The organism is Sulfitobacter sp. M85 (assembly GCF_029285915.1).
In the GTDB taxonomy this organism is placed as follows: Bacteria; Pseudomonadota; Alphaproteobacteria; order Rhodobacterales; family Rhodobacteraceae; genus Sulfitobacter; species Sulfitobacter faviae.
In genome coordinates this window covers 659,415-681,961 of record NZ_JABECQ010000001.1, presented here as the reverse complement: position 1 = coordinate 681,961, position 22,547 = coordinate 659,415, and the positions used below count along the sequence as shown (strand labels likewise).

The window sequence follows — 22,547 nt, the reverse complement described above, 5'->3', positions numbered from 1 at the left end:
TGTGTTGCCTCACGTTCAGACATAGGGCGGGTGGCCGTGATATTCGATATCAGGGGGCGGTTTTTCGCTATCGCCCGCCCTGCCCCATAAAAAAAACACCGCCGGGAGGGTGGCCCGGCGGTGTTTCTGATTGTCGCCCCCAAGAGGGGGGGGGGGAGAGGTCGCCCTATGCCTGTTCCGGCACCAGAATCTCACGCTTGCCAACATGGTTCGCCGGTGAGACCAGCCCCTCTTCCTCCATCTGCTCGACCAGACGCGCGGCTTTGTTATAGCCGATCGCCAGTTTGCGCTGAATGTAAGAGGTGGAGCATTTGCGGTCTTTGATCACAACCTGCACGGCGGTGTCATAAAGCGCGTCTTCGCTATCGGTATTGCCGCCAAGGCCCAGCACCGCGTCGATGTTGCTTTCCTTTTCCTCGGACGGCCCTTCGACCACGCCCGAGACATAATCCGGCTCGCCGAATTGCTTGAGGTGGTTGACGATCTCTTCGACCTCTTCGTCGCTGACGAAGGGGCCGTGGCAGCGGGTGATCTTGGCACCGCCCGCCATATACAGCATGTCGCCCATGCCCAAGAGTTGCTCGGCCCCCATCTCGCCCAAGATAGTGCGGCTGTCGATTTTCGATGTCACTTGGAAGGAAATCCGCGTGGGGAAGTTCGCCTTGATCGTGCCCGTAATCACGTCGACCGAAGGGCGCTGTGTGGCCATGATCAGGTGGATGCCGGAGGCCCGCGCCATCTGTGCCAGACGCTGGATGCAGGCTTCGATCTCCTTGCCTGCGACCATCATCAGGTCGGCCATCTCGTCGACGATGACGACGATATAGGGCAGCGCCTCGGGGGTGTTTTCCTCGGTCTCAAAGATCGGCTCGCCGGTGTCCTCGTCGAAACCGGTCTGCACGGTGCGCGAGAACATCTCGCCCTTGGCCAGCGCTTCGCGGACGCGGCCGTTGTAGCCTTCGATGTTGCGCACGCCCATTTTGGACATCTTGCGATAGCGTTCTTCCATCTCGCCCACGACCCATTTCAGCGCCACGACGGCCTTCTTGGGGTCGGTGACGACCGGGCTCAGCAGATGCGGGATGCCGTCATAGACCGACAGTTCCAGCATCTTGGGGTCGATCATGATCATCCGGCATTCCTGCGGTGTCAGCTTGTAGAGCAGCGACAGGATCATCGTGTTGATCGCCACGGATTTACCAGAGCCGGTAGTACCGGCGATCAGCAGGTGGGGCATTTTCGCAAGGTTGGCGACGACCGGATCACCGCCGATGTCCTTGCCAAGCGCCAGCGGCAGGCGGTGGTTGCCATCGCCGAAATCGCGGCTTGAGAGGATCTCGCGCAGGATCACCTTCTCGCGGTTCTCGTTGGGCAGTTCGATGCCGATCACCGAGCGGCCCGGCACGGTGGAGACGCGCGCCGAAAGGGCGGCCATGGAGCGCGCGATGTCGTCTGCCAGACCGATCACGCGGCTGGCTTTGAGACCGGGCGCGGGTTCGAGTTCGTACATTGTGACGACGGGGCCGGGGCGCACGGCGACGATCTCACCTTTCACGCCGTAGTCGTCGAGCACGGTTTCCAGCATCCGCGCGTTTTCCTCCAACGCCTCGTCGCTGAGGTGCAGGCGCTGCACGCTTTCGGGGCTTTCCAGGAGGCTCAGCGGCGGCAGTTCAAACCCGGGGTGCGTGTCGTCGAAGGTCAGGGTGGGCTGCGCTTCGACCTGCGCCTGTTTCGAGGGCTGGACGGGTTTGCGGGCGGGCTGCTGCACCACTTTGCGCGGCTCCGCCACGGGGATCTTCATCGCCTCAGGCGCGGGCGCCTGCTGCAACGGCAGGGTCTCAGACGCCACAGTGTCTTCGTAAGGCGCGGCCATCGGCGCCTGCGCTGCCGGTTCCTGAACCATCGGCTCGGGCTTCGGGGCGGGCGCGGGCTGGGCCTGCGGCCTGCGCAGCAGCGGCTCGGGGCGCAGGGTGGCCGGTTCGGCGGTCAAGGGCGGCTCGGCACGCAGCCCGGCGGGCTGGGCGGCGGGCTGGCTGGTGTTCAGCACCAGCGGGTCCGGCCCACGGCCCCGGCCCTTGGTCAAGGGCGCGGTCGTCGGCGTGTGGATCGCATTGGCATGGCGCACGCGGTTCTTGATGACATCGGCGATCTTGCTTTTGATGCGCTCTTCGCCCGGTGTCTCATCCACGATGGCGTCGCTGTAGGTCTCGATCAGTTCCGGCTCGGGCATGTCGTCTTCGGGTTCGGGCCGTTTGATCAGCCCGGGCATCCGACCAAACAGGCTGCGCGGTTCGGCTTCCGGCTCGGCCACCGGGGCGTGCTGCGGAGCATAGCTCTGCTCGGCTTCCTGCGCGGCCCAGGCTTCGGCGTCTTCGGCTTCCTGACGGCGGCGCTCACGACGTTCGGCCTGACGGGCTGAGAGGTTCTGCGCGGCGACGACGGCCCCATTGGCCCCACGGCCCAAAAGGGTCATCAGCCCGGCATAGGCCATGATCAGACCGACCAGCAGGAACCGCGCAATGCGGAACAGCTCGGCCTTGGTAAAGCCTAGCACAAAGGCGCCCAACGCGAGAATTGCGACGCCCATCAAAAGCGACATCAGCTTGACCGTCAGGGTCGAACCGATGGGCAGGATCGTCAGCAGCGCGCCCATGACGGTATCGCCAAAAAGCCCGCCCAGACCGAAGCTATGGGTCAGCAGCCATTCCTGACCGGGGGCCAGTGTCGCGGCATAGATTGCGCCAAGTGCCACGGCGATGGGCGCAAAGATCAGCCGCCCAAGCGCGCGGTCATCGCCCTGATGCAGCGCGAAACGTCCGCCCCAGAACAGCAGGACGATGGCGATGCCCCAAGCGCCCCAACCGACGATCATGAACAGCGGCGCGGCGATAGAGGCACCGATCCGGCCCATCCAGTTCTGCACCGGCGCATCGGTTGAGACCATCCAGTTGGGATCGTCGGGCGTGTAGCTGCCGATCATCATGGCGGCCATGATGCCCAGCATGATCAGCGCCAGCCCCAGCAGTTCACGACCGCGCTTTTCGATTGCCTCGGCCATGTTGCTGTCTAGCAATGGATCGCGTCCCCGTGTCTGATATGCCATGTCGTCCCTCGCTTATGCCGAATACAGACAGTCGCGGATCGCTTCCAATCCGCGCGTCGTTTCGTCTTTTGGGGCCACCAAGGCGACCCGAATGTAATTCTGCCCCGGGTTCCCCCCGGCGACGTTCTGCGCCAGATAGCTGCCGGGCAGCACCCGCACGCCGGTCTCGCGCCAAAGTTTCAGCGCCGCGGCCTCGTCATCCTCGACCGGAAGCCAGAGGAAGAACCCCGCCTCGGGGCTCGCATAGCCCGGCACATTGCCAAAGATGCGGTCGGCGATGGCGTATTTCTCTTGATAGAGCGCGCGGTTCTCTTCCACATGCGCCTCATCGGCCCAGACCGCGGCGGCGGCCTGCTGCAAGGGCAGCGGCAATGGCGCGCCCGCGTAGTTGCGCAACTGTTTGATCTGGCGCATCGTCTCGCCCCCGCTGGCGGCAAAGCCCGACCGCAGCCCCGGCAGGTTCGAGCGTTTCGACAGCGAGTGAAAGATCACCACGCGGTTGCGGTCGGTGCCCAATTCTTTGACCACCTCCAGCGCCCCGGTGGGCGGCGTGTCGCGGTAGATCTCGGAATAGCATTCATCGGCGAAGATCAGGAAATCATACTTCTCAGCCAGCGCGATCAGCTCGGCCCAGTAATCGCGCGAGGCGACAACGCCCTGCGGATTGGCAGGGGAGCAGAGATAGGCCGCCGTAGTCCGGCGCAGCACCTCTTCAGGCAGGCTGGCGAAATCTGGCAAATGCCCGGTCTCGGCAGTGGCGGGCACCATGATCGGGTCCGCCTCACCGGAAATCGCCCCGATCATATAGACTTGGTAGAAGGGGTTCGGCATCAGGATGGCCGATTTCTCCCCATTCTTGGTGGGCGGGCAAAGCGCGATGACGGCGTTATAGAGCCCCTCACGCGTGCCGTTCAGGGCCATCACCTCGCTGTCGGGGTCCATCTCGACCCCGTAACGCCGCCCGATCCATGAAGCGATGGCCGCGCGCAATTCGGGCGAACCGTCGTTTGGCGGGTATTTGTTGAACCCTGCGGCGTGTTTCGTGATCTCATCGGTCACCCAAGCCGGAAACGCATGTTTCGGCTCGCCAATGGTCATATGGATCGGCGTGCCGCCGCCCTCATGCCCGTCAAGCAATGCGCGCAGGCGCGGCCACACGTGGGCCGGAAGGTTCGAAAACCGCTCGGTATACATCATCAAAACTGCCTCGGATCGGGATCATTCGCGCCCCGTTTGCCCCAAGGTACCCAAGGGCGCCTCTCCCGTCCAGAAAAACCGGGGAGTTTTGCCGCCCTTGTGGCTTTTCGGTCGTGCGCTCTTAGGCCTCGCGCAGGGCCGCTTCAGCCGCCGCACCAAGGCGCAAAAGCTGTTCTTCGGCCCCCGGTGCGCACATCAGAGAAATGCCGCAAGAGGGCGTATCGGTCGGCAAGGTAAGCGCGCAAAGCCCCATGAGATTCGCGACTCGCGTGTTGCGCAAGGATAGGAGATTCTGCGCAAGGTAGTAGTCGTGGTCACTGTTCAGCCGTTCGATGTTCGGCGGCAGCATGGGTGCAGTGGGCACCAACACGGCGTCATAGCCCGCCACGGCCCGGTCATAGCCTGCCCGCGCCAGATCGAGCTTGGCCCAAGCGGCGACGTAATCGGGGCCGGAGAACCCCTTACCCAACCGGAAACGCTCAAGAATTTCGCTGAACATGGCTTCCGGGTCGGCTTCGATCACATCGCGCCACAGCCCATAGGCTTCGGTGGTGTAGAGACAAGAACTTAGCGGCATCGCCTCATCGACTTCGGGCACTGCGATTTCATCTACCTTGGCACCGGCCTCTCGCAACCGCGCCACCGCCGCGTCAAAAGCAGCCTTTGGCTCATCGGAAAGCTCATCCATGACAACATTGGTCAGCACCGCAAAACGGCAGCCCTCCAATTCGCTCTCTTCCAGATCGGCAGGCTTGCCCCCCTCCAAGGCGGCGAGCAGCAGCGCCGCATCTTCGACCGAACGGCAAAGCGGGCCAACCGTGTCGAACTTCGCCGCCAGCGGCACGGTCCCGGCAAGGGACACACGGCCCGCGGTGGTCTTGAGCCCCACCAGATCGTTCCACGCCGCCGGGATGCGCACCGACCCGCCGGTATCCGACCCGATCGCCGCTGCCGCCAAGCCAAAGGCAACCGAGGCCGCCGCGCCTGAGGACGACCCGCCCGAGACGCTGTCCGGCTCGTTCACGCAGGGCGGTGTGGCGGTGCTGGGGTTGTGGCCAAGACCCGAGAAGGCCAATTCACTCATATGCGTCTTGCCCAAGCAGACCAGCCCCAAGGCCGTCGCGCTGGCGAGCACTTCGGCGTCACGCTCTGGCACCCGGCCTTCCAGCAGTTTGGAGCCCGCCTCGGTGGCCGTTCCGGCGGTATCGAAGAGGTCTTTCCAAGAGATCGGCACCCCGTCGAGCGGTGACAGGCGCTGGCCGTCGCGGGCCCGCTCAGCCGCGGCGGCGGCTTCGGCGCGGGCGCGGTCAGGGGTGACGCGGGCATAGATACGGTCGCGCATCGGATGTGCGTCGATGGCATCGAGATAGGCATCGCAAAGCGCCACCGGGTCGATATCGCCCGCCGCGATCCCGCGCCCCAAATCCGCCGCCGTCATTTCCAACCATTCTTGCATGTCGTGCCCCTTACCGCTGTTCTTGGCGAACCTAGCGACCGTTCGGCGCATGGACAATCCCCGCGCGCAGGTCATATCTAGGGCCATGGATTTTGACCACGATATCGCGATCATCGGCGGGGGGCTGAATGGCCCCGCCCTTGCCTTGGCCCTCAGCCGCGCGGGATTGCGCGTGGCTGTGATTGACGCCCAGCCCGCACAGACCTTTGAGAACGCCGCCTTCGATGGGCGCGCCTATGCGCTGGCGCTGACCTCGGTCAGGTTGATGGAAGGCATCGGCATCTGGCCCGACATCGCGGATGACGCCCAGCCAATGCTGGAGATCAAGGTCACCGATGGGCGTGCTGGCACCGGCCCCTCGCCCATGTTCATGCATTTCGATCATGCCGAGATCGAAGAAGGCCCGATGGGCCAGATGGTCGAAGACCGCCATCTGCGCCGCGCGCTGCTGAAAGCGGCTGCTGCTGATCCGGCGATCACGATGATGAACGACACCCGCGTCACGGGGCAATCGGTGGCGCCGACCGGCATCACCCTGACGCTTGAGGGCGGCAAGATTCTACGCGCGCGCTTGGCCGTAGGGGCCGATGGCCGCGCCAGCGGCACGGCGGGACGGGCGGGCATCAAGCGTGTCGCATGGTTCTATGGTCAGACGGCGCTGGTCTGCGTGGTAGATCACGAAAAGCCGCACCACGGCATCGCGCATCAATTCTTCATGCCCCCCGGCCCGCTGGCGATCTTGCCGCTGACCGGTAACCGCTCCCTCATCGTTTGGAGCGAAGCGAGCGCCAATGCCACCGCGATCAACGCCCTGCCGGATGCGCAATACCTCGACGTGCTGCGCCCGCGCTTTGGTAGTTTTCTGGGGGAGCTTTCGCTGACCGGCCCGCGCTACAGCTATCCGCTGGGCCTGTCGCTGGCGCATTCCATGACCGCCCCGCGCGTGGCGCTTTTGGGCGACGCGGCCCATGGGGTGCATCCCATCGCCGGTCAGGGGCTGAACGCGGGCCTGCGCGATGTGGCGGCCTTGGCCGAGGTGATTGCCGATGCGGTTCGCCGGGGCGAAGACCCCGGAAACGACGCGGTCCTCGCACGCTATCAGGAATGGCGGCGCTTCGACAATGCCAGCCTCGCGCTGGCGACCGACAGTTTCAACCGGCTGTTTTCAAACGATAATGCGCTCTTGCGGCTGGCCCGCGACATGGGCATGGCCGCGATCAACGCCCTGCCCGGCCTGCGCCGAACCTTTATCCGCGAAGCCGCAGGGCTGACGGGCGAACTGCCCCGGTTGATGCGTGGCAAGCCCCTTTAACGGAGCCGCAGGCCGTTACAGCCTCCGCGCTTCGTCCGGCAGCATGACGGGAATGCCATTGCGGATCGGATAGGCCAATCCGGCGGCTTTCGACACCAGCTCTTGCTTTTCCGCGTCATAGGTCAGCGTTGTCTGCGTGCGCGGGCAGATCAATGCCTCCAGCATCCGGCGGTCGAATTGAACGGTCGCATCCGTCATTGCATCAAGCCCTCTTCCTGACCGCCGCGCATCGCGAATTCGATCAATGTCACCAATGTCTCCCGCCGGGTTTCCAGCGAAGGCGCCTCCAACAGCGCCTGTTTATCCTCGGCCTCGAACTCCAGCATCATCGACAGGGAGTTGATCAGCAACTCATCTTCGGCATCTTTCAACGTGTCCCAATCGGCGGAAAGCCCGCGGCTGTCGAAATAGCGCCCCAGAAGGTCAAGAAACCGCGCCCGGTCAAAGCTGTCGTCGACCTCATCCTCGCCCAGATCGCGGTCAAAGCCCGACCAATTCACATCGCAGCGGCGATAGGGGGAAAAGCCCTCTATTTCCTCCACCACGCGAAAGCGCGAGACGCCGCCAAGGGTCACCATATAACGGCCATCCTCGGTCTCGGAAAACTGGGTGATGCGGCCTGCGCAGCCGATCTGGTGCAGCCCGTGGCCGTCACGGCCGGGCAGTTCGTTGGGCTGGACCATGCCGATCAACCGCGTGTCGGTCTTGAGCGCGTCTTCGATCATCTGAAGATAGCGCGGCTCAAAGATATGCAGCGGCAGCCGTGAGCGGGGCAGCAGCAGCGCCCCTGCCAACGGAAAGATCGCAATAGTCTTGGGCAGTTCTGCTGGCTTGATCATGACAAGGGACTTAGCGCGACCGACGCCTCAGGCAAATATCATTGATGACAGTTTGCGACGGCCATTCAGCACCACCGGATCATTGGGCTTAAGTGCCTCGAAAATAGTGAAAAGTTGCGTCTTGGCGGCGCCTTCGTTCCACTCCCGATCGCGGCGGAAAAGCTCTAGCAGGTGCTCGACGGCAGCCTCGGCATTGTCATGGGCATAGAGCGCTTGAGCCAGATCGAAGCGCGCCTGATGGTCGTCGGGATTGGCCTCGACCTTCTCGGTCAGCTCGGCCACGGGGCCGGCATCGGCGGCCTGATGCGCCAGTTGCAACTGGGCATGGGCAGCTTCGAGTTCGGGGGCTTTGGAGATTTCGATCGGCGCGCCGTTTAGCAGGGCTTCGGCCTGATCCAATGCGCCCATGGCGATATGGGACCGGACCATGCCGCCATAGGCAGGCGCGTTAATCGGGTCTTCTTCTAGGATCGCGGCAAAGGTCTGCGCCGCGTCGGTGGCGGCCCCTTCGGCCAGCATCTCTTCGGCGGCGGCCACGGCATCGGCCAGCGTGTCACCGGGCGCTTCGCCGCCCCCCGCCTTTACCACGCGGTCGACAAAGGCCTTGATCTCGGACTGCGGCAGCGCGCCTTGGAAACCGTCGACCGGCTGGCCTTTGTAGAACGCATAGACCGTGGGAATGGACTGGATCTGCAACTGACCGGCGATGTTCTGGGCCTGATCGACGTTGACCTTCACCATCTTCACCGCGCCTTTGGCCGCGCGCACGGCGTCTTCCAGCATCGGGCCAAGCGTCTTGCAAGGGCCGCACCATGGCGCCCAAAAATCAACGATGACCGGCACCGTTTGCGAGGCGTCGACGACGTCGGCCATGAAGGTCGCTTCGGTCGTGTCCTTGATCAGATCGGCATCCGCGGGGGCGGCGGTGGAAAGGTTCAGGTCGGTCATATCGTTATCCTCGCTAATCGCGTTTGGCCTTATATGGACGTGCAGGGTCGCGATTCAAAGGTCAAAACTGGCAAAAACCGGCGCGTGGTCGCTGGGTTTCTCCCAACCGCGCGCGTCGCGGACGATGTGGCTGGAGTGCCCGGCCTGCGCGATATCCGATGTGGCCCAGATATGATCCAGCCTGCGGCCCTTGTCGGCGGCATCCCAATCGGCGGCGCGGTAGGACCACCAGCTATAGAGTTTGCCCTCCGGCACATCCTGCCGCGTGATGTCGACCCAATTGCCCGCATCCTGCACCGCACCAAGCGCTTCGACCTCGACCGGGGTGTGGCTGACGATCTTTAGCAGCTTCTTATGATCCCAGACGTCATCCTCACGCGGGGCGATGTTGAGGTCGCCCACAAGGATAGACTTCTCGGGCTTGTCGCCATGGAACCAGTCGCGCATCTCAGAGAGGTAATCGAGCTTTTGGCCAAACTTCTCATTGATCTCGCGGTCGGGTTTGTCGCCGCCTGCGGGGACGTAGAAGTTGTGGATCGTCGCGCCATTCTCCAGCTTGGCCGCCACATGGCGGGCGTGGCCCAGCATGGCGAAATCCTGATCGCCCGCATCCACCAGCGGCAGCTTCGACAGGATCGCCACGCCGTTATAGCCCTTCTGCCCCCGAGCGACCATATGGGTGTAGCCCGCCGCCTTGAAGGCCTCGACCGGGATTTTATCCACGGGGCTTTTGCACTCTTGCAGACACAGAACATCCGGCCCGTGTTCGGCCAGCAGTTTCAGCACCAAAGGCTCGCGCAGGCGGACGGAGTTGATGTTCCAAGTGGCGAGGGTAAAGGACATGGGGGAGGCTCCGGTCTGGGGGTGGTTCGGCACAGTAACGCGGGCGGCGCGGGGGTGCCATGCGGAAATGGGGCTTCCTTGCGGTGAGGGCCATCGTCCACGGCTTGATTTCGGTCCGGGGTGACGATCTCCCCCCACCCCCCAAAAAAAGACCGGGCACAAAGGCCCGGCCAGTCCAACAGGGAGGTATGTACCTTTACCCGGGTACAAAAGTCGGGCTTCAAACCGAGGTGCGGGTCATGAAAACCCCGCCTCTCAGGTATTCCAACCACGGGGGTCGGAATTGGTTCCCGGTTTTTATGCCATCAGGCGATAGCCACCGGATTCCGTCACCAGTAAACGGGCGTTCGAGGGGTCAGGCTCGATCTTCTGCCGCAGGCGGTAGATATGGGTTTCAAGCGTATGGGTCGTGACGCCTGCGTTATAGCCCCAGACCTCATGCAGCAGCACATCGCGCGGCACCACACCGTCATTGGAGCGGTAGAGGAACTTGAGGATATTGGTCTCTTTCTCGGTCAGACGCACCTTGCGGTCGTCCTCCGTGGTAAGCACCTTCATCGCGGGTTTGAACGTATAGGGCCCGAGCTGGAACACCGCATCTTCGGACTGTTCATGCTGGCGCAGCTGCGCGCGGATGCGGGCCAACAGGACCGGGAATTTGAACGGCTTGGTGACATAGTCATTCGCCCCGGCATCAAGGCCGAGGATCGTGTCGGCATCGGTGTCATGGCCCGTGAGCATCAGGATCGGGCTTTTCACCCCCTGTTTGCGCATCAGGCGACACAGCTCGCGGCCATCGGTATCGGGCAGGCCCACGTCGAGGATGATGAGATCGTAAAGCGCCTCTTTCGCCTTGGTCATCGCCTCGGTGCCATTGGCCGCTTCGAAAACATCGAAATCCTCGGTCATGATCAACTGCTCACTCAGCGCTTCGCGCAGGTCATCGTCGTCATCGACAAGCAGGATTTTCTTAAGCTGGGCCATCTGTCTCTCCGTCTGTTGTCTTATACATGCGCCTTGGGCGGGGCCCGGACAAGGGATGTGACCGCTGTCTCACAGCCTCGTGTCAACAAAGCGTGAAATGTTTCAATTCCTTGCGATATAACCTAGATAGACGGGGAAGCCTTTGCGGAGTTGCAACAAACCATGAGTTTCGCCCCGGACATCACCGAACAACTGGCGCGTGCGCGGGCCGATCTGCGCATGGGCGTGCCCGTGATTCTGGCGGATGGCGCGCAGGCCGCCCTCGTGCTGGCAGCAGAGACGCTGACCGCACAGCGCCTTGCGGATGTGCTGGTCTTGGGCGGTGCGCCGGTGCTGGCGATCACGGCGCGGCGGGCCGAAACGCTTAAGGCACGGGCCTATGATGGCCAACTTGCCCGCGTGCTGCTGCCTGCGGGGGCCACCCCGGCTTGGGTGCAAAGCATCGCCGATCCGGCGGATGACCTGCGCGCGCCGATGAAAGGGCCACTTCAGACCGCGCGAGGTGGTGATACCGCGCCGCATCGCGCCGCACTCGATCTGGTGAAAGCCGCGCGGATGCTGCCCGCCGCACTGGTCCTTGACCTGCCGCAGGGCGCGGATTTCGCACGGATGCATGGGCTGACCCTGATCAACCTCACCGCTGCCGCCCCGATCCTTGCCGAGCGCAGCGCGCTGCATCCGGTGGTAAACGCCCGCCTGCCGATGGAGGTGTCCGAGGCCGGGCGCTTGCATATCTTCCGCCCCGAGGATGGTGGCGAGGAGCATTACGCCATCGAAATCGGCCGCCCCGCCCGCGATGCGTCGGTGCTTTGCCGACTGCATTCGGCCTGTTTCACCGGCGATCTGATGGGCAGCCTGAAATGCGACTGCGGCCCGCAGCTGCGCGCCGCGCTGGCGCAGATGGGGGGCGAGGGCCATGGTGTTCTGCTCTATCTCAACCAAGAAGGGCGCGGCATCGGTCTTGCCAATAAGATGCGGGCCTATTCCTTGCAGGATCAGGGCTTTGACACGGTCGAAGCCAATCATCGGCTAGGGTTCGAAGATGATGAGCGCGATTTCCGCCTCGGTGCCGACATCCTGCGCTCAATGGGGTTCTCCGCCGTGCGCCTGCTGACCAACAACCCCCGCAAGGTGGGCATGATGGAGCAAAGCGGCATCGCCGTGACCGAGCGCGTCCCGCTGGCAGTGGGCGAGAACCGCCACAACAGCGCCTATCTGGCAACCAAAGCCGCGAAATCGGGGCATCTGCTATGACCCCGAATGACATGGTTCTCACGCCGACGGGGCTGCGGTTTCAGGGGCGGCGCTACGCCTGTAGCATCGGCAAGGGCGGGCTGACCGATAACAAACGCGAGGGCGATGGCGCCACGCCGCGCGGGGTGCATCGTCTAGTGGGGATGCTCTATCGGCCTGATCGCATCCCGGCGCCAAGCGCCTGGGCCCAGCCGATCGGTCCGGGCGATCTGTGGTCAGATGCCAGCGGCCAGCCCGACTACAACCATCGCGTCCGCGCCCCCTACCCCCATAGTCATGAGGCCCTGCGCCGCGCCGATCCGCTTTATGATCTGGTGATCCTGACCGATTGGAACTGGCCCGACGCCGCGGCAGGGCGCGGCTCTGCGATCTTCATTCACCAATGGCGGCGGCCCGGCTATCCGACCGAAGGGTGCATCGCCTTTGCACGGAGCGACCTCCACAAGATCGCCGCGCATGTGGGTCCGGCAACGCGGTTGATTATCCGCTAACCCGCTCGCCGAAGATGGCTGCCCCCACACGCACATGGGTGGCGCCCAGTGCGATGGCCTGCTCGAAGTCGCCGCTCATGCCCATCGACAAGCCGGTCAGATCGTTGCGCGCAGCGATCTTGGCCAGCAGCGCGAAATGCAGCGACGGCGCCTCGTCCACCGGCGGGATGCACATCAGCCCCTTGATCGGCAGGTCCAGCGCGCGACACTCGGCGATAAACGCATCCGCGTCCCGGGGCATCACCCCGGCCTTCTGCTCCTCCTCGCCGGTATTCACCTGAATAAAGAGGTCGGGACAGCGGCCAATCTCCTGCGCCAGCCGCGCGATGGTCTTGGCCAGTTTGGGGCGGTCGACCGTGTGGATCCCCTCGGCCAGTTCCATCGCCTGCCGGACCTTGTTGCTTTGCAATGGGCCGATGATGTGCAGGTCGATCCCGTCAAAATCCTCGCGAAAACCGGGCCATTTGCCCGCCGCCTCTTGCACGCGGTTCTCTCCGAAAGAGCGGTGCCCCTCTTCCAAGACCGCACGCACACGCGCATCGGGCTGAACCTTGCTGACGGCGATCAGCTTGACCGACCCCGCCGCGCGGCCTGCATCGGCTTCGGCTTTCGAGATGCGGTTTTGGATGTCGCTCAGACTCATTTTCGGCCCTCCATTTCAGGCGCGCAGAAAACAACAGGCCCGCGCAAAAGAAAAGGGGCAGACCGAAAGGCCTGCCCCAATATTCAGAGTATGTCGTTCAACTTAGAAGTTGAAGCGAACACCCATGTCGGCCTGAACGTCGTCGTTCAAAAGCTTGACTACACCGCCACGCAGCGAAGTACCGCCACCAAGGTCATGATTGAAGTCTACACCATAGCTGGTGCCATCTTCGGCCCCACCATCGTTGTCCGATACGTAAACTTCGATATCGGTAGCCGCGCCAACCTCAAAACGGCCCGCCAGAACCATGCGATCGCCAGCTGTGCCGTTGTCAGCGTATGCCAGAGTTACGTCGGCGATGCCGAAGGAACCACCAGCTGTCGCTGTCCACTCGGTGTCGCTTGCCTCGTCGGAATCTTGACCACCAACCGCAAAGGTCCAGCCGCTCCATGTATAAGCAACGTAACCGGCAACGCGGTCGTCTGTATCGGATGCCGACACATGCACAGCCAGATCGCCCGCGGAGTAAAGAACTTCAACAGCGTTGTCACCAGAGTTACCCAGAGTACCAGAGGAATACTGGTCACCACGATCATCAAATGCAACATAGTCATAGCCCAAGCCTGTCAGACCCATGTCGACAGGGTACTGACCCGGCATGGATTCCAGAGCACCGAAGATGTTACCAACGCCAACTTCAAAGCCACCGGAACGCGCAAAATAGCGCACACCGTTGAACTCAGGACGCTTGCCGCCGGCTGCATCGCGTTCTTCACCTTCAAGGCGAACACGTGCACCGAAAACAACGCCAGCATCGGATTCTGCTGTTGCGTCGATCTGCAGGCGGAAACGGCTGGTAATATCTGTGGAGTCCGTGCCTGCGGAATCGTCGTCCGTGTACAAGACACCAAAACGGCCGTAGCCGCCGAATGTCACGTCTGCTGCTGCTACACCGGCGGTCGCAACCAGGGCTGTTGTAGCGAAGAGAACTTTTTTCATGAGTTTTCCCTCGGTTTGAATTCATATGCCCAGACCGGGGAATCCGGTAAGGGTATGCAGGCTGTTTGCCCCCAATCCCCTGCACTTGGCAAGGTTCACGGCCTCCCCACCCGCAATGTCGCCGGGGTTGGTGCAGCTATGCCACAGTTCCTTTACCCCAGGGCCGCGGCTTTGCCTATGGCGGCGCCCGATGCCGCGCAGCGCGCTCCTATGACATAGACCTTGCCGATAAGGGCCTGCTTGGATAGACCGGAGCGCAAACAGGCAAAGGAAAGCTGCAATGGCCCTTCGTACCGCTTGCAAGATGGCAATCTCCGTTCTGGCGCTCAGCGCGCTGACCGCCTGTGGCGGGAGCTTTGGCAGCCCGGCCACAGATCGGCCGGATCAATACACCAATCCGAACAACCCCAATAACATTGAGACCAATCCCGACAATACGATCTGGTCGATCTTCAACCGCAAGAACACAGACACCAGCGTTTCGGTGAACAAATACCTCTGGTCGGCCTCGCTCGAAGTGCTGAACTTCCTGCCTGTGCAATCGGTCGATCCTTTCACCGGGGTGATCGTCACAGGCTATGGCACCCCGCCGGGCGGGGGCCGTGCCTATCGCGCGACCGTTCTGATCGACGATCCGGCGCTTGATGCACGTTCGCTCAATGTGGCGCTGCAATCCTCGGGCGGCCAGCCCGTGGCACGGGCCACCACCCGCGCGGTCGAGGATGCTATCCTCAGCCGAGCGCGGGAAATGCGCGTGTCCGACAGCAAATTCTGAGCCCGCTTAACTCAACACCGTTCCAACGCCGGGCCTTGTGAAAACAGCAGCCCGGCGTTTTTCATGTCACGAAGGTCCCCTCATGCCCCGCTATACCCCCGCCGAGATCGAAGCCCGCTGGCAGCAAGCCTGGGAAAAGGACGGCATTTTCCAGGCCGTTCGCAACGCTGACAAGCCGAAGTACTATGTGCTTGAGATGTTCCCCTACCCTTCGGGGCGCATCCACATGGGCCATGTGCGCAACTACACGATGGGCGACGTGATCGCGCGCTACAAGATCGCGACCGGGCATAACGTGCTGCACCCGATGGGCTGGGACGCCTTCGGCATGCCCGCCGAGAACGCCGCCATGGCCATCGGCGGCCACCCGGCGGATTGGACCTATGACAACATCGCCGAGATGAAGAAGCAGATGAAACCTCTCGGCCTGTCGATTGACTGGAGCCGCGAGATCGCCACCTGCCACCCCGGCTATTACGGCCAGCAGCAGGCGCTGTTTTTGGACTTCCTCGAGAAGGGTTTGGTCTACCGCAAGAACGCCGTGGTGAACTGGGACCCGGTCGACATGACCGTGCTCGCCAACGAGCAAGTCGAGAACGGCTGCGGCTGGCGTTCCGGTGCACCGGTGGAGCGGCGCGAGCTGACGCAGTGGTTCTTTAAGATCTCCGACCATTCCGAAGAGTTGCTTTCGGCGCTCGACAGCCTCGACAACTGGCCCGCCAAGGTGAAGCTGATGCAGGCCAACTGGATCGGCAAGTCGCGCGGGCTGCAATTTGCCTTCTCGACCATCGAAGCGCCCGAGGGCTTTGACCGGATCGAGGTCTATACCACCCGCCCCGACACGCTTCTGGGTGCCTCCTTCGTCGGCATCTCGCCCGACCATCCGTTGGCCAAGACGCTGGAGCGCGACGACGAAGCCGTGGCCGCCTTCTGTGCCGAATGCCGCAAGGGCGGCACCACCGAGGAGGCCATTGAGACCGCCGAGAAGCTCGGCATGGACACCGGTATCCGCGTGCGTCACCCCTTCGACACGGCCCATGAACTGCCCGTCTATATCGCAAACTTCATCCTGATGGACTATGGCACCGGCGCGATCTTCGGTTGCCCGGGCCATGACCCGCGCGATTTCGAGTTCGCCACGAAATACGACCTGCCGATCATCTCGACCTTCCTGCCGTCCGAGGATGCCGCGCCCGAGCTGGACGCCGCTTTCGTCCCGCCGAAGACCGAAAAGGTGTTCTACAACCGGGGCTTCGCGGGCGACCAGTGGCAAACCGGCGAAGAGGGTGTCGACGCCGCCATCGCCTTTTGCGAGGAAAACGGAATCGGCCACGGCGTCACCAAATACCGCCTGCGCGACTGGGGCCTCTCGCGCCAGCGCTACTGGGGCTGCCCGATTCCTGTGGTGCATTGCAACGACTGCGGCGTGGTGCCCGAAAAGAAAGAAAACCTGCCGATCGAGCTTCCTTACGACGTCAGCTTCGACACGCCGGGCAACCCGCTCGACCGCCACCCGACATGGCGCAACTGCGCCTGTCCCGCCTGCGGCAAGGACGCCCTGCGCGAGACCGACACGATGGACACTTTCGTCGACAGCTCGTGGTATTTCGCCCGTTTCACCGCGCCGCGTGCCGAGACGCCGACCGTCATGGAAGACGCGCAATACTGGATGAACGTCGATCAATATATCGGCGGCATCGAGCATGCGATTCTGCATCTGCTCTACTCGCGTTTCTTTGCCCGTGCGATGCAGATCACCGGCCACCTGCCCGAAAGCGCGGTGGAGCCGTTTGACGCGCTCTTCACCCAAGGCATGGTGACCCACGAGATCTACCAGACCCGCGACGATAATGGCCGCCCGGTCTATCACCTCCCCGAAGAGGTGACCGAGGGCAAATTGGTAGATGGCACCGAGGTTGAGATCATCCCCTCCGCCAAGATGTCGAAGTCCAAGAAGAACGTCGTCGACCCGCTGCACATCATTTCGAACTACGGTGCCGATACTGCGCGTTGGTTCGTGCTGAGCGATTCGCCCCCCGAGCGGGACGTGGAATGGACCGCCTCTGGCGCGGAAGCCGCCTATAAACATCTCTCGCGCGTGTGGAACATCTGTGACCGCGTGGCCGAGATGGACCGCGAGTCGGCGGGCTCGGGCGACGACGAGTTGCTGCGCGCCATGCATAAGACGATCCATGACGTGACCATGGGCATCGAATCCTTTGGCTTTAACGCCGCGATTGCCAAGCTCTATGCCTTCACCGCGACCTTGCAGAAGTCCAAGGCGGGCTACGCCGCGCAACGCGAAGCGATCATGACGCTGGCGCAGCTCATGTCGCCGATGACCCCGCACCTGTCGGAAGACATTTGGGCGCATCAGGGCGGCGAAGGGCTGATCGCCAAGGCCCCATGGCCCAAAGCGGATGAGAAGATGCTGGTCGACGACACCGTGACCCTGCCCATCCAGATCAACGGCAAACGCCGAGCCGAAATTCAGGTGCCCGCCGATATGCCGAAGGAAGAGGTTGAAAAAACCGCGCTGGCGCATGAAGCTGTCATTCGAACGCTGGACGGGGCCACGCCGAAAAAGGTCATCGTCGTGCCCGGACGGATTGTGAATGTCGTTGCCTAAGACCACCCATATGCGCCGCTGCTTCCTGCTGGCCCTGCCCCTACTGGCGCTTGCCGCCTGCGGGTTCGAGCCGGTCTATGGACCCGGCGGCGCGGGCACGGCATTGCAAAACCGCGTGCTGGTGGACGCGCCGGAAGACCGCTTTGGCTATTTTCTGGTGCGCGAGGTGGAAAGCCGCCTTGGCCGCGCCGCCACCCCCCGCTGGGGGCTCGCCCTGACCACCACCACGGTCGAAGACGGGCTGGCCATCGACAGCGAAGGCAACACACGGCGCTACAACCTCGTGGGCACAACCGCCTATGCGCTGCGTGACCTCGACAGCGGGCAGATCGTGACCTCGGGCAAGGTCGAAAGCTTCACCGGCTATTCCGCCACCGGCACCACCGTGGCGACCCGCGCGGCGGAACTGGACGCGCAGGAACGTCTGATGACCATCCTCGCGGACCTCGTGATTAGCCGCCTCTATGCGGCCGACCTGCCCCAATGAAACTGACCCCGCGCGAGGCGAAACCCTATTTCGCGCGGCCCGATCCCGCGCGCACGGGGCTGTTGATCTATGGCAGCGACGCGATGCGCGTGGCGCTGAAGCGGCAGGAATTCCTGAAAAACCTGCTCGGCCCCAATGCCGAAGAGGAAATGCGCCTCAGCCGGATGCCCGCGGGCGAATTGCGCCGCGACCCGGCGATGCTGCTGGATGCGATCAAGGCGGTGGGCTTCTTCCCCGGTCCGCGTGCCGCGTTGGTGGAAGAGGCGAATGACAATATCGCGAAAATCCTGCTCGACGCGCTCAAGGGATGGCAGCCGGGCGATGCGCAGATCGTGGTCACCGGGGGCGATCTCAAGAAGACCTCCAAAGTGCTGAAGGCGTTCGAGACCCACCCCAACGCCTTTGCCACCGCGATTTACGACAACCCGCCCGACCGGGCCGAGATCGAGCAGATGCTGAAGGACGCGAAGCTCACGCCTGAGGCCGACGCCATGGCCGCCCTGACCGATCTGGCCCGCACCCTCGACCCCGGCGATTTCCGGCAAACGCTGGAGAAGATCACGCTTTATAAACTGGGCGACAGCACTCCCATCGGCCTTGATGACATCGCCGCCTGCGCCCCCACCTCGACCGAGGCCGAGGTGGACGACATCCTGCATGTGGTGGCCGAGACCCGCGCCGCCGAGATCGGCCCGGTGATGAGCAAGCTGCAAGGCCAAGGCGTGAATCCGGTGACCCTGACCATCATGGCGACCCGGCATTTCCGCACCCTCTACCGCATCGCCGCCAACCCCGGCGCGCCGATCTACGGCGTGCGCGACCGCGACCGCGCCATGCGCCAAGCCCGCAACTGGGGCGCAGTGAAGTTGGAAACCGCGCTGGCGGTGCTGACCGAGACCGACCTAAAGCTGCGCTCCGCAGGCCAGCACGCCCCGGCGTTAGCGTTGGTCGAACGGGCCTTTATCCGTCTGGCGATGCTGGGCGCACAACGTTGATTTTGGGAGAGGAAATTCAATGTACACAGTCATCGGCGGCACCAAGACCCGCGCCTTTCGCGTCATGTGGATGCTCGAAGAATTGGGCCAGCCCTACGATTTGAACCCCGCCGCGCCCCGCTCGGAAGAGGCACGCAAATACAACCCTTCGGGCAAGATCCCGGCGCTGGTGGATGGCGATGAGGTGCTGACTGATTCCGTCGCGATCATGACCTATCTCGCCGACAAACATGGCGCGCTTACCGCCCCTGCCGGAACCCCCGCGCGGGCGCGGCAAGACGCGATGACCTTTTGGCTGATCGATGAGTTCGACGCGATACTTTGGGCCGCGGCAAAACACAGTTTCGTCTTTCCCGAGGAAGCCCGCGTACCCGCGATCAAGGACAGCCTAAAGGCCGAGTTCGAACGCGCGGCCAGCACCCTGTCGGGACGCCTTGAGGGGCCGTTCCTGATGGGCGATCAGATCACCCTGCCCGACCTTCTGGCCGTGCATTGCATCAATTGGTCGATCGGCGCGAAGTTTCCGCGGGTGGATGACAAGCTGAACCTATGGGCAAAAACCCTGCGCGAACGCCCGGCCTTCAACGCCGCGATGACCAAGGAAAACGGCTAACGCCCGGCCCAGTCCGCCGCATGGCGGCCCGCCCAATGGCCGGTCGCCAGACAACCGTTGATCAGATAGCCGCCCGTGGGCGCTTCCCAATCGAGCATTTCCCCGGCGGCAAAGACGCCCGGCACCTCGCGCAGCATCAGCCCTGCATCCAGCGCGTCGAGCCGTATCCCCCCCGCCGTCGAAATCGCCTCACCCATCGGGCGCAGCCCGGCGTGGGCGATGGGCAGGTCTTTCAGCAAGGCGGCCAGCGCCTCGGCCTCCTGCGGCAGCGGGCGCGCCATCTCTTGCAGCAGTGCGATCTGGGCGGGGCTGAGCTTCAGCCGTTTGCGCAGATGGTTGGCCTGACTGTCCTTGCCGCGCGGTTTTGCCAGACGCGCCGCCACCTCGCGGACCTGCAAGTCCGGCAGCAAATCAAGCGTCAGCGGATGCCCCTCGCGCAGCCCGCGCGAGACGCTGTAGATGCCGCCCCCCTCCAGCCCGCGAGCCGAGATCACCGCCTCCCCGCGCGAGCGGTAGGGGCCCGCGCGCCACGCCACCCCTTTCAGCGCCGCGCCGAAATGGCGGGTCATATGCGCGGACCAATCGACCAACAGCCCGACATTGGCCGGAGCAAAATCCTGAAGGGCCACGCCGCGCGCCGCCAGCAGGTGCGCCCATTCGCCGGTGGCGCCAAGCCGCCGCCAACTCGCGCCGCCAAGGGCCAGCACCGTCACATCGGCCTCGACCAATTCCCGCCCGGCGGGCGTATCGAAGGTGAATGCGTCCCCCTCCCAGCCCCGCCAGTGCCAGCGGGTGTTGATCGTCACCCCGCCTTCAGCCAGCCGCGCGAGCCATGCCCGCAGCAGCGGAGAGGCTTTCATCGCCCGGGGGAAAACCCGCCCGGTGGAGCCGGTAAAGACCTCCTGTCCCAGCCCTTCGGCCCAGTCCTGCACCGCTTGGGCATCGAAAGCCTCCAGCATCGGGCGCAAGGCAGGCTGCGCTTCTTCATAGGCGGCGAGGAAGGGGGCCAAGGGCTCGGACTTGGTCAGGTTCAACCCGGATTTGCCCGCCATCAAGAACTTGCGCCCGACCGAGGGTTTCGCCTCGCAAAGCGTGACCGACAGCCCCGCCTGTGCCATGACCTCTGCCGCCATCAGCCCCGCCGGGCCGCCCCCGATGACCAAGGCGCGGGTCACGCGGCGCGCCCTTGGGTCTGCTTGTCTGACGGGGAAGCCATGGGCCTGTCCTTGCCTTAGGGAGGATTTGACACATCCTCTTGCCTGCCGTGGCCCTGCAATGCAAGCGAAAGGGAGGACCGTGACCCAAGGCGAAACCGTGCCACATTGCCCGCTCTGCCACCGGCCCATCCCTGAGGACGTGCCGCAGAGCCTGCATCACCTGATCCCCAAGCTGCGCGGCGGCAAGGGCGGGCCGACGGTGCTGATGCATCACATCTGCCACCGAGAGGTGCACGCCGCCCTGACCGAGACCGAACTGGCGCGGCACTACAACACGCCCGAAGCGCTGCGCAGCCACCCGCGGCTCGCCAAATTCGCCGCATGGGTGGCGAAACGCCCGCCGGGCTTCCGCTCCAAAGTGCCCGGAGGCACGCGCAAACGTTAAGCGGGGCCGCACATCCGTTTGATTTCCTGCGCGACGTCCGGACTTGCCGCCACTGTGTCGGCGGCCAGCGCCTGCGCGTGTTCCTGCACCTCCTCCGCCGCGACGATGCGGTCGATCAGGCCAAAACGCAGCGCCTCCTCCGCCGTGATCTTCTGCCCGCCCATCAGCAAAAGCTTGGTCCGCGCAGGGCCGATCAGCGCCGCCATCCGCGCCGGGTCAGAGGGCTGCGGCAGGAAGCCCAGCTTCATCACCGGATAGAAGAACTTCGCCCCCGGCACCGCGATGCGCAGATCACAGGCCAGCGCCATGCCCATCGCACCGCCCGCCAACGTGCCGTTGAGCGCGGCGATGCTCAACCCCGGCAAGGCGGCCACCGCGCCCGACAGACGCTCCCAAACATCCGATTTCGCAAGGCCCGCGCGGGCTTCGTCCAGATCGGCCCCGGCGCTGAACACCTTGCCGCGCCCGGTCAGGATCACCGCGCGGGCGGCCTGCGCCTCTTCCATGATCTCGGCCAATTCGACCAGCATGGCATGGGTCAGGGAATTGGCCTTGTCGGGGCGGTTGATCGTGACGGTCCAGATGTCGCCCGCGCGGTCAAGCTCGATCATATCAGGCCCACCGCCTTGCGGATGCCTTCGTCGCGCAGGGAAATCTCATCACCCAAGAAACGATCCGCCTCCGGGCCGCACATCCACAGCAGCGCGCGGGCGGGCCAATCGGCGGGGATATGCACGTCCCAATCCAACTGGCTGACCGGGTTCACGCCGCTGTCCTTGATGTCGCGCTGCATGTCGGTGGCCACGGTGCCGGGAGACAGGCCGATGGCGCGGATGCCGTTCCCGCCCTCTTCGTGGTGCAGACACTGGGTCAGCATATTCGCCGCCGCCTTGGACGCGCAGTAATGGCTCCACGCCTCGACCGGGTTATGCGCCGCGCCCGAAGAGATCGTCAGCACCGTGCCGCCGCCGTTTTCCTTCATCAAGGGCAGCGCCGCGCGCATGCCGTGGAAGACCCCCGTGACATTGATGTTGATCGCCTTCGCCCAATCCGCGGGATCGGCCTCTCCCATGAGCGAAATCGGGTCGATCACGCCTGCGTTGTTGATCAGCACGTCGAGGCCACCAAAGGCCCGGCGCGTGGTCTCGACCGCCGAGGTCATCTCGTTATAGCGGGTCACGTCGCAGGGGATGGCGATGGCCTGTTTGCCCAACTCTCCGGCCAATTCGGCGATGGCATCCTGACTGCGCGCCAACAGGGCGACATTGCCGCCCGCCTCGGCGAACACACGCGCGGCGGCGGTGCCGATGCCCCGGCTGGCGCCGGTAATCATGATCGTCTTGCCTGTCATGTCCATGGGGGATCCTTCCGCTTGTT

The 22,547-nt window shown here is 63.8% G+C and carries 22 protein-coding genes; 9 read left to right on the top strand and 13 right to left on the bottom strand.

Features of this window, described 5'->3' with window-relative positions:
• Positions 1 to 166: 166 nt before the first annotated feature.
• The 3 genes from HKX24_RS03470 to HKX24_RS03460 form a co-directional block, all read right to left on the bottom strand.
• Entirely contained in the window at positions 167 to 3,103 is a 2,937-nt protein-coding gene (locus HKX24_RS03470) for a DNA translocase FtsK (protein ID WP_271692899.1), read from the bottom strand.
• Positions 3,104 to 3,115: 12 nt separating this feature from the next.
• Positions 3,116 to 4,300, bottom strand: a complete 1,185-nt coding sequence (locus tag HKX24_RS03465; protein WP_271692898.1) for an aminotransferase class I/II-fold pyridoxal phosphate-dependent enzyme — start codon at positions 4,298 to 4,300, stop codon at positions 3,116 to 3,118.
• A 121-nt stretch (positions 4,301 to 4,421) separates the two neighbouring features.
• The gene (locus HKX24_RS03460; RefSeq protein WP_271693779.1) at positions 4,422 to 5,756 is read right to left on the bottom strand and encodes an amidase family protein; all 1,335 of its coding nucleotides are present in this window, start codon (positions 5,754 to 5,756) and stop codon (positions 4,422 to 4,424) included.
• Positions 5,757 to 5,841: 85 nt separating this feature from the next.
• Between HKX24_RS03460 and HKX24_RS03455 the strand changes: the two genes are divergently transcribed.
• Positions 5,842 to 7,068, top strand: coding sequence for an FAD-dependent oxidoreductase (locus HKX24_RS03455; RefSeq protein WP_271692897.1), 1,227 nt, complete (start codon positions 5,842 to 5,844; stop codon positions 7,066 to 7,068).
• A gap of 15 nt (positions 7,069 to 7,083) precedes the next feature.
• Here the strand turns inward: HKX24_RS03455 and HKX24_RS03450 are convergent, their stop codons facing one another.
• From HKX24_RS03450 to HKX24_RS03430, 5 genes are all read right to left on the bottom strand, one after another.
• Positions 7,084 to 7,266, bottom strand: a complete 183-nt coding sequence (locus HKX24_RS03450) for a Trm112 family protein (protein ID WP_271692896.1) — start codon at positions 7,264 to 7,266, stop codon at positions 7,084 to 7,086.
• Positions 7,263 to 7,907 carry an LON peptidase substrate-binding domain-containing protein gene (locus tag HKX24_RS03445; RefSeq protein WP_067261736.1) on the bottom strand — a complete coding sequence of 215 codons (645 nt, stop codon included), beginning with the start codon at positions 7,905 to 7,907 and terminating at the stop codon, positions 7,263 to 7,265. The genes HKX24_RS03450 and HKX24_RS03445 overlap by 4 nt, the downstream gene beginning before the upstream one ends.
• Before the next feature lie 27 nt (positions 7,908 to 7,934).
• Positions 7,935 to 8,855 carry a thioredoxin gene (gene trxA / locus HKX24_RS03440; RefSeq protein WP_271692895.1) on the bottom strand — a complete coding sequence of 307 codons (921 nt, stop codon included), beginning with the start codon at positions 8,853 to 8,855 and terminating at the stop codon, positions 7,935 to 7,937.
• A 54-nt stretch (positions 8,856 to 8,909) separates the two neighbouring features.
• A complete protein-coding gene (locus tag HKX24_RS03435) occupies positions 8,910 to 9,698 on the bottom strand; it encodes an exodeoxyribonuclease III (protein ID WP_067261733.1) in 789 nt (262 codons plus the stop codon).
• A gap of 297 nt (positions 9,699 to 9,995) precedes the next feature.
• Positions 9,996 to 10,682: a response regulator transcription factor gene (locus tag HKX24_RS03430; RefSeq protein WP_067261731.1), complete on the bottom strand. Its 687-nt coding sequence runs from the start codon at positions 10,680 to 10,682 to the stop codon at positions 9,996 to 9,998.
• A 162-nt stretch (positions 10,683 to 10,844) separates the two neighbouring features.
• Here HKX24_RS03430 and ribA point away from each other — a divergent pair, with 162 nt between their 5' ends.
• Positions 10,845 to 11,936, top strand: a complete 1,092-nt coding sequence (gene ribA, locus HKX24_RS03425) for a GTP cyclohydrolase II (protein ID WP_271692894.1) — start codon at positions 10,845 to 10,847, stop codon at positions 11,934 to 11,936.
• Positions 11,933 to 12,427, top strand: coding sequence for a L,D-transpeptidase family protein (locus HKX24_RS03420; RefSeq protein WP_271692893.1), 495 nt, complete (start codon positions 11,933 to 11,935; stop codon positions 12,425 to 12,427). Before ribA ends, HKX24_RS03420 begins: the two co-directional genes overlap by 4 nt.
• Here HKX24_RS03420 and HKX24_RS03415 read toward each other — a convergent pair.
• Together HKX24_RS03415 and HKX24_RS03410 are read right to left on the bottom strand one after the other, a co-directional pair.
• Positions 12,417 to 13,070: a YggS family pyridoxal phosphate-dependent enzyme gene (locus HKX24_RS03415; RefSeq protein ID WP_271692892.1), complete on the bottom strand. Its 654-nt coding sequence runs from the start codon at positions 13,068 to 13,070 to the stop codon at positions 12,417 to 12,419. The two genes, HKX24_RS03420 and HKX24_RS03415, sit on opposite strands and share 11 nt — an antisense overlap.
• 102 nt (positions 13,071 to 13,172) lie before the next feature.
• Positions 13,173 to 14,069, bottom strand: a complete 897-nt coding sequence (locus tag HKX24_RS03410; protein WP_271692891.1) for a porin — start codon at positions 14,067 to 14,069, stop codon at positions 13,173 to 13,175.
• A 280-nt stretch (positions 14,070 to 14,349) separates the two neighbouring features.
• Here HKX24_RS03410 and HKX24_RS03405 point away from each other — a divergent pair, with 280 nt between their 5' ends.
• The 5 genes from HKX24_RS03405 to HKX24_RS03385 all read left to right on the top strand — a co-directional run bounded on the left by HKX24_RS03405 (position 14,350) and on the right by HKX24_RS03385 (position 19,568).
• Positions 14,350 to 14,844, top strand: coding sequence for a DUF3576 domain-containing protein (locus HKX24_RS03405; protein ID WP_067261722.1), 495 nt, complete (start codon positions 14,350 to 14,352; stop codon positions 14,842 to 14,844).
• An 82-nt stretch (positions 14,845 to 14,926) separates the two neighbouring features.
• The gene (leuS, locus tag HKX24_RS03400; RefSeq protein ID WP_271692889.1) at positions 14,927 to 17,473 is read left to right on the top strand and encodes a leucine--tRNA ligase; all 2,547 of its coding nucleotides are present in this window, start codon (positions 14,927 to 14,929) and stop codon (positions 17,471 to 17,473) included.
• Complete coding sequence (gene lptE, locus HKX24_RS03395) at positions 17,460 to 17,960, top strand: LPS assembly lipoprotein LptE (RefSeq protein ID WP_271692888.1); 501 nt, start codon at positions 17,460 to 17,462, stop codon at positions 17,958 to 17,960. Before leuS ends, lptE begins: the two co-directional genes overlap by 14 nt.
• Positions 17,957 to 18,955, top strand: a complete 999-nt coding sequence (holA, locus tag HKX24_RS03390) for a DNA polymerase III subunit delta (protein ID WP_276153826.1) — start codon at positions 17,957 to 17,959, stop codon at positions 18,953 to 18,955. Before lptE ends, holA begins: the two co-directional genes overlap by 4 nt.
• A 19-nt stretch (positions 18,956 to 18,974) precedes the next feature.
• Positions 18,975 to 19,568, top strand: a complete 594-nt coding sequence (locus tag HKX24_RS03385; RefSeq protein ID WP_271692886.1) for a glutathione S-transferase — start codon at positions 18,975 to 18,977, stop codon at positions 19,566 to 19,568.
• Here the strand turns inward: HKX24_RS03385 and HKX24_RS03380 are convergent.
• Entirely contained in the window at positions 19,565 to 20,743 is a 1,179-nt protein-coding gene (locus HKX24_RS03380) for a TIGR03862 family flavoprotein (RefSeq protein ID WP_271692885.1), read from the bottom strand. The genes HKX24_RS03385 and HKX24_RS03380 overlap by 4 nt on opposite strands.
• A gap of 121 nt (positions 20,744 to 20,864) precedes the next feature.
• Here HKX24_RS03380 and HKX24_RS03375 point away from each other — a divergent pair, with 121 nt between their 5' ends.
• Positions 20,865 to 21,170: an HNH endonuclease gene (locus HKX24_RS03375; protein WP_231886283.1), complete on the top strand. Its 306-nt coding sequence runs from the start codon at positions 20,865 to 20,867 to the stop codon at positions 21,168 to 21,170.
• On the opposite strand, the gene HKX24_RS03370 is transcribed toward HKX24_RS03375, so the two are convergent.
• Together HKX24_RS03370 and HKX24_RS03365 are read right to left on the bottom strand one after the other, a co-directional pair.
• Positions 21,167 to 21,781 (bottom strand): enoyl-CoA hydratase/isomerase family protein, encoded by a 615-nt coding sequence (locus HKX24_RS03370; RefSeq protein WP_271692884.1) that lies wholly within the window; start codon positions 21,779 to 21,781, stop codon positions 21,167 to 21,169. The genes HKX24_RS03375 and HKX24_RS03370 overlap by 4 nt on opposite strands.
• On the bottom strand, positions 21,778 to 22,527 hold the full coding sequence (locus tag HKX24_RS03365; protein WP_271692883.1) for an SDR family oxidoreductase: 750 nt from the start codon (positions 22,525 to 22,527) through the stop codon (positions 21,778 to 21,780). The genes HKX24_RS03370 and HKX24_RS03365 overlap by 4 nt, the downstream gene beginning before the upstream one ends.
• Between the last annotated feature and the right edge of the window lie 20 nt (positions 22,528 to 22,547).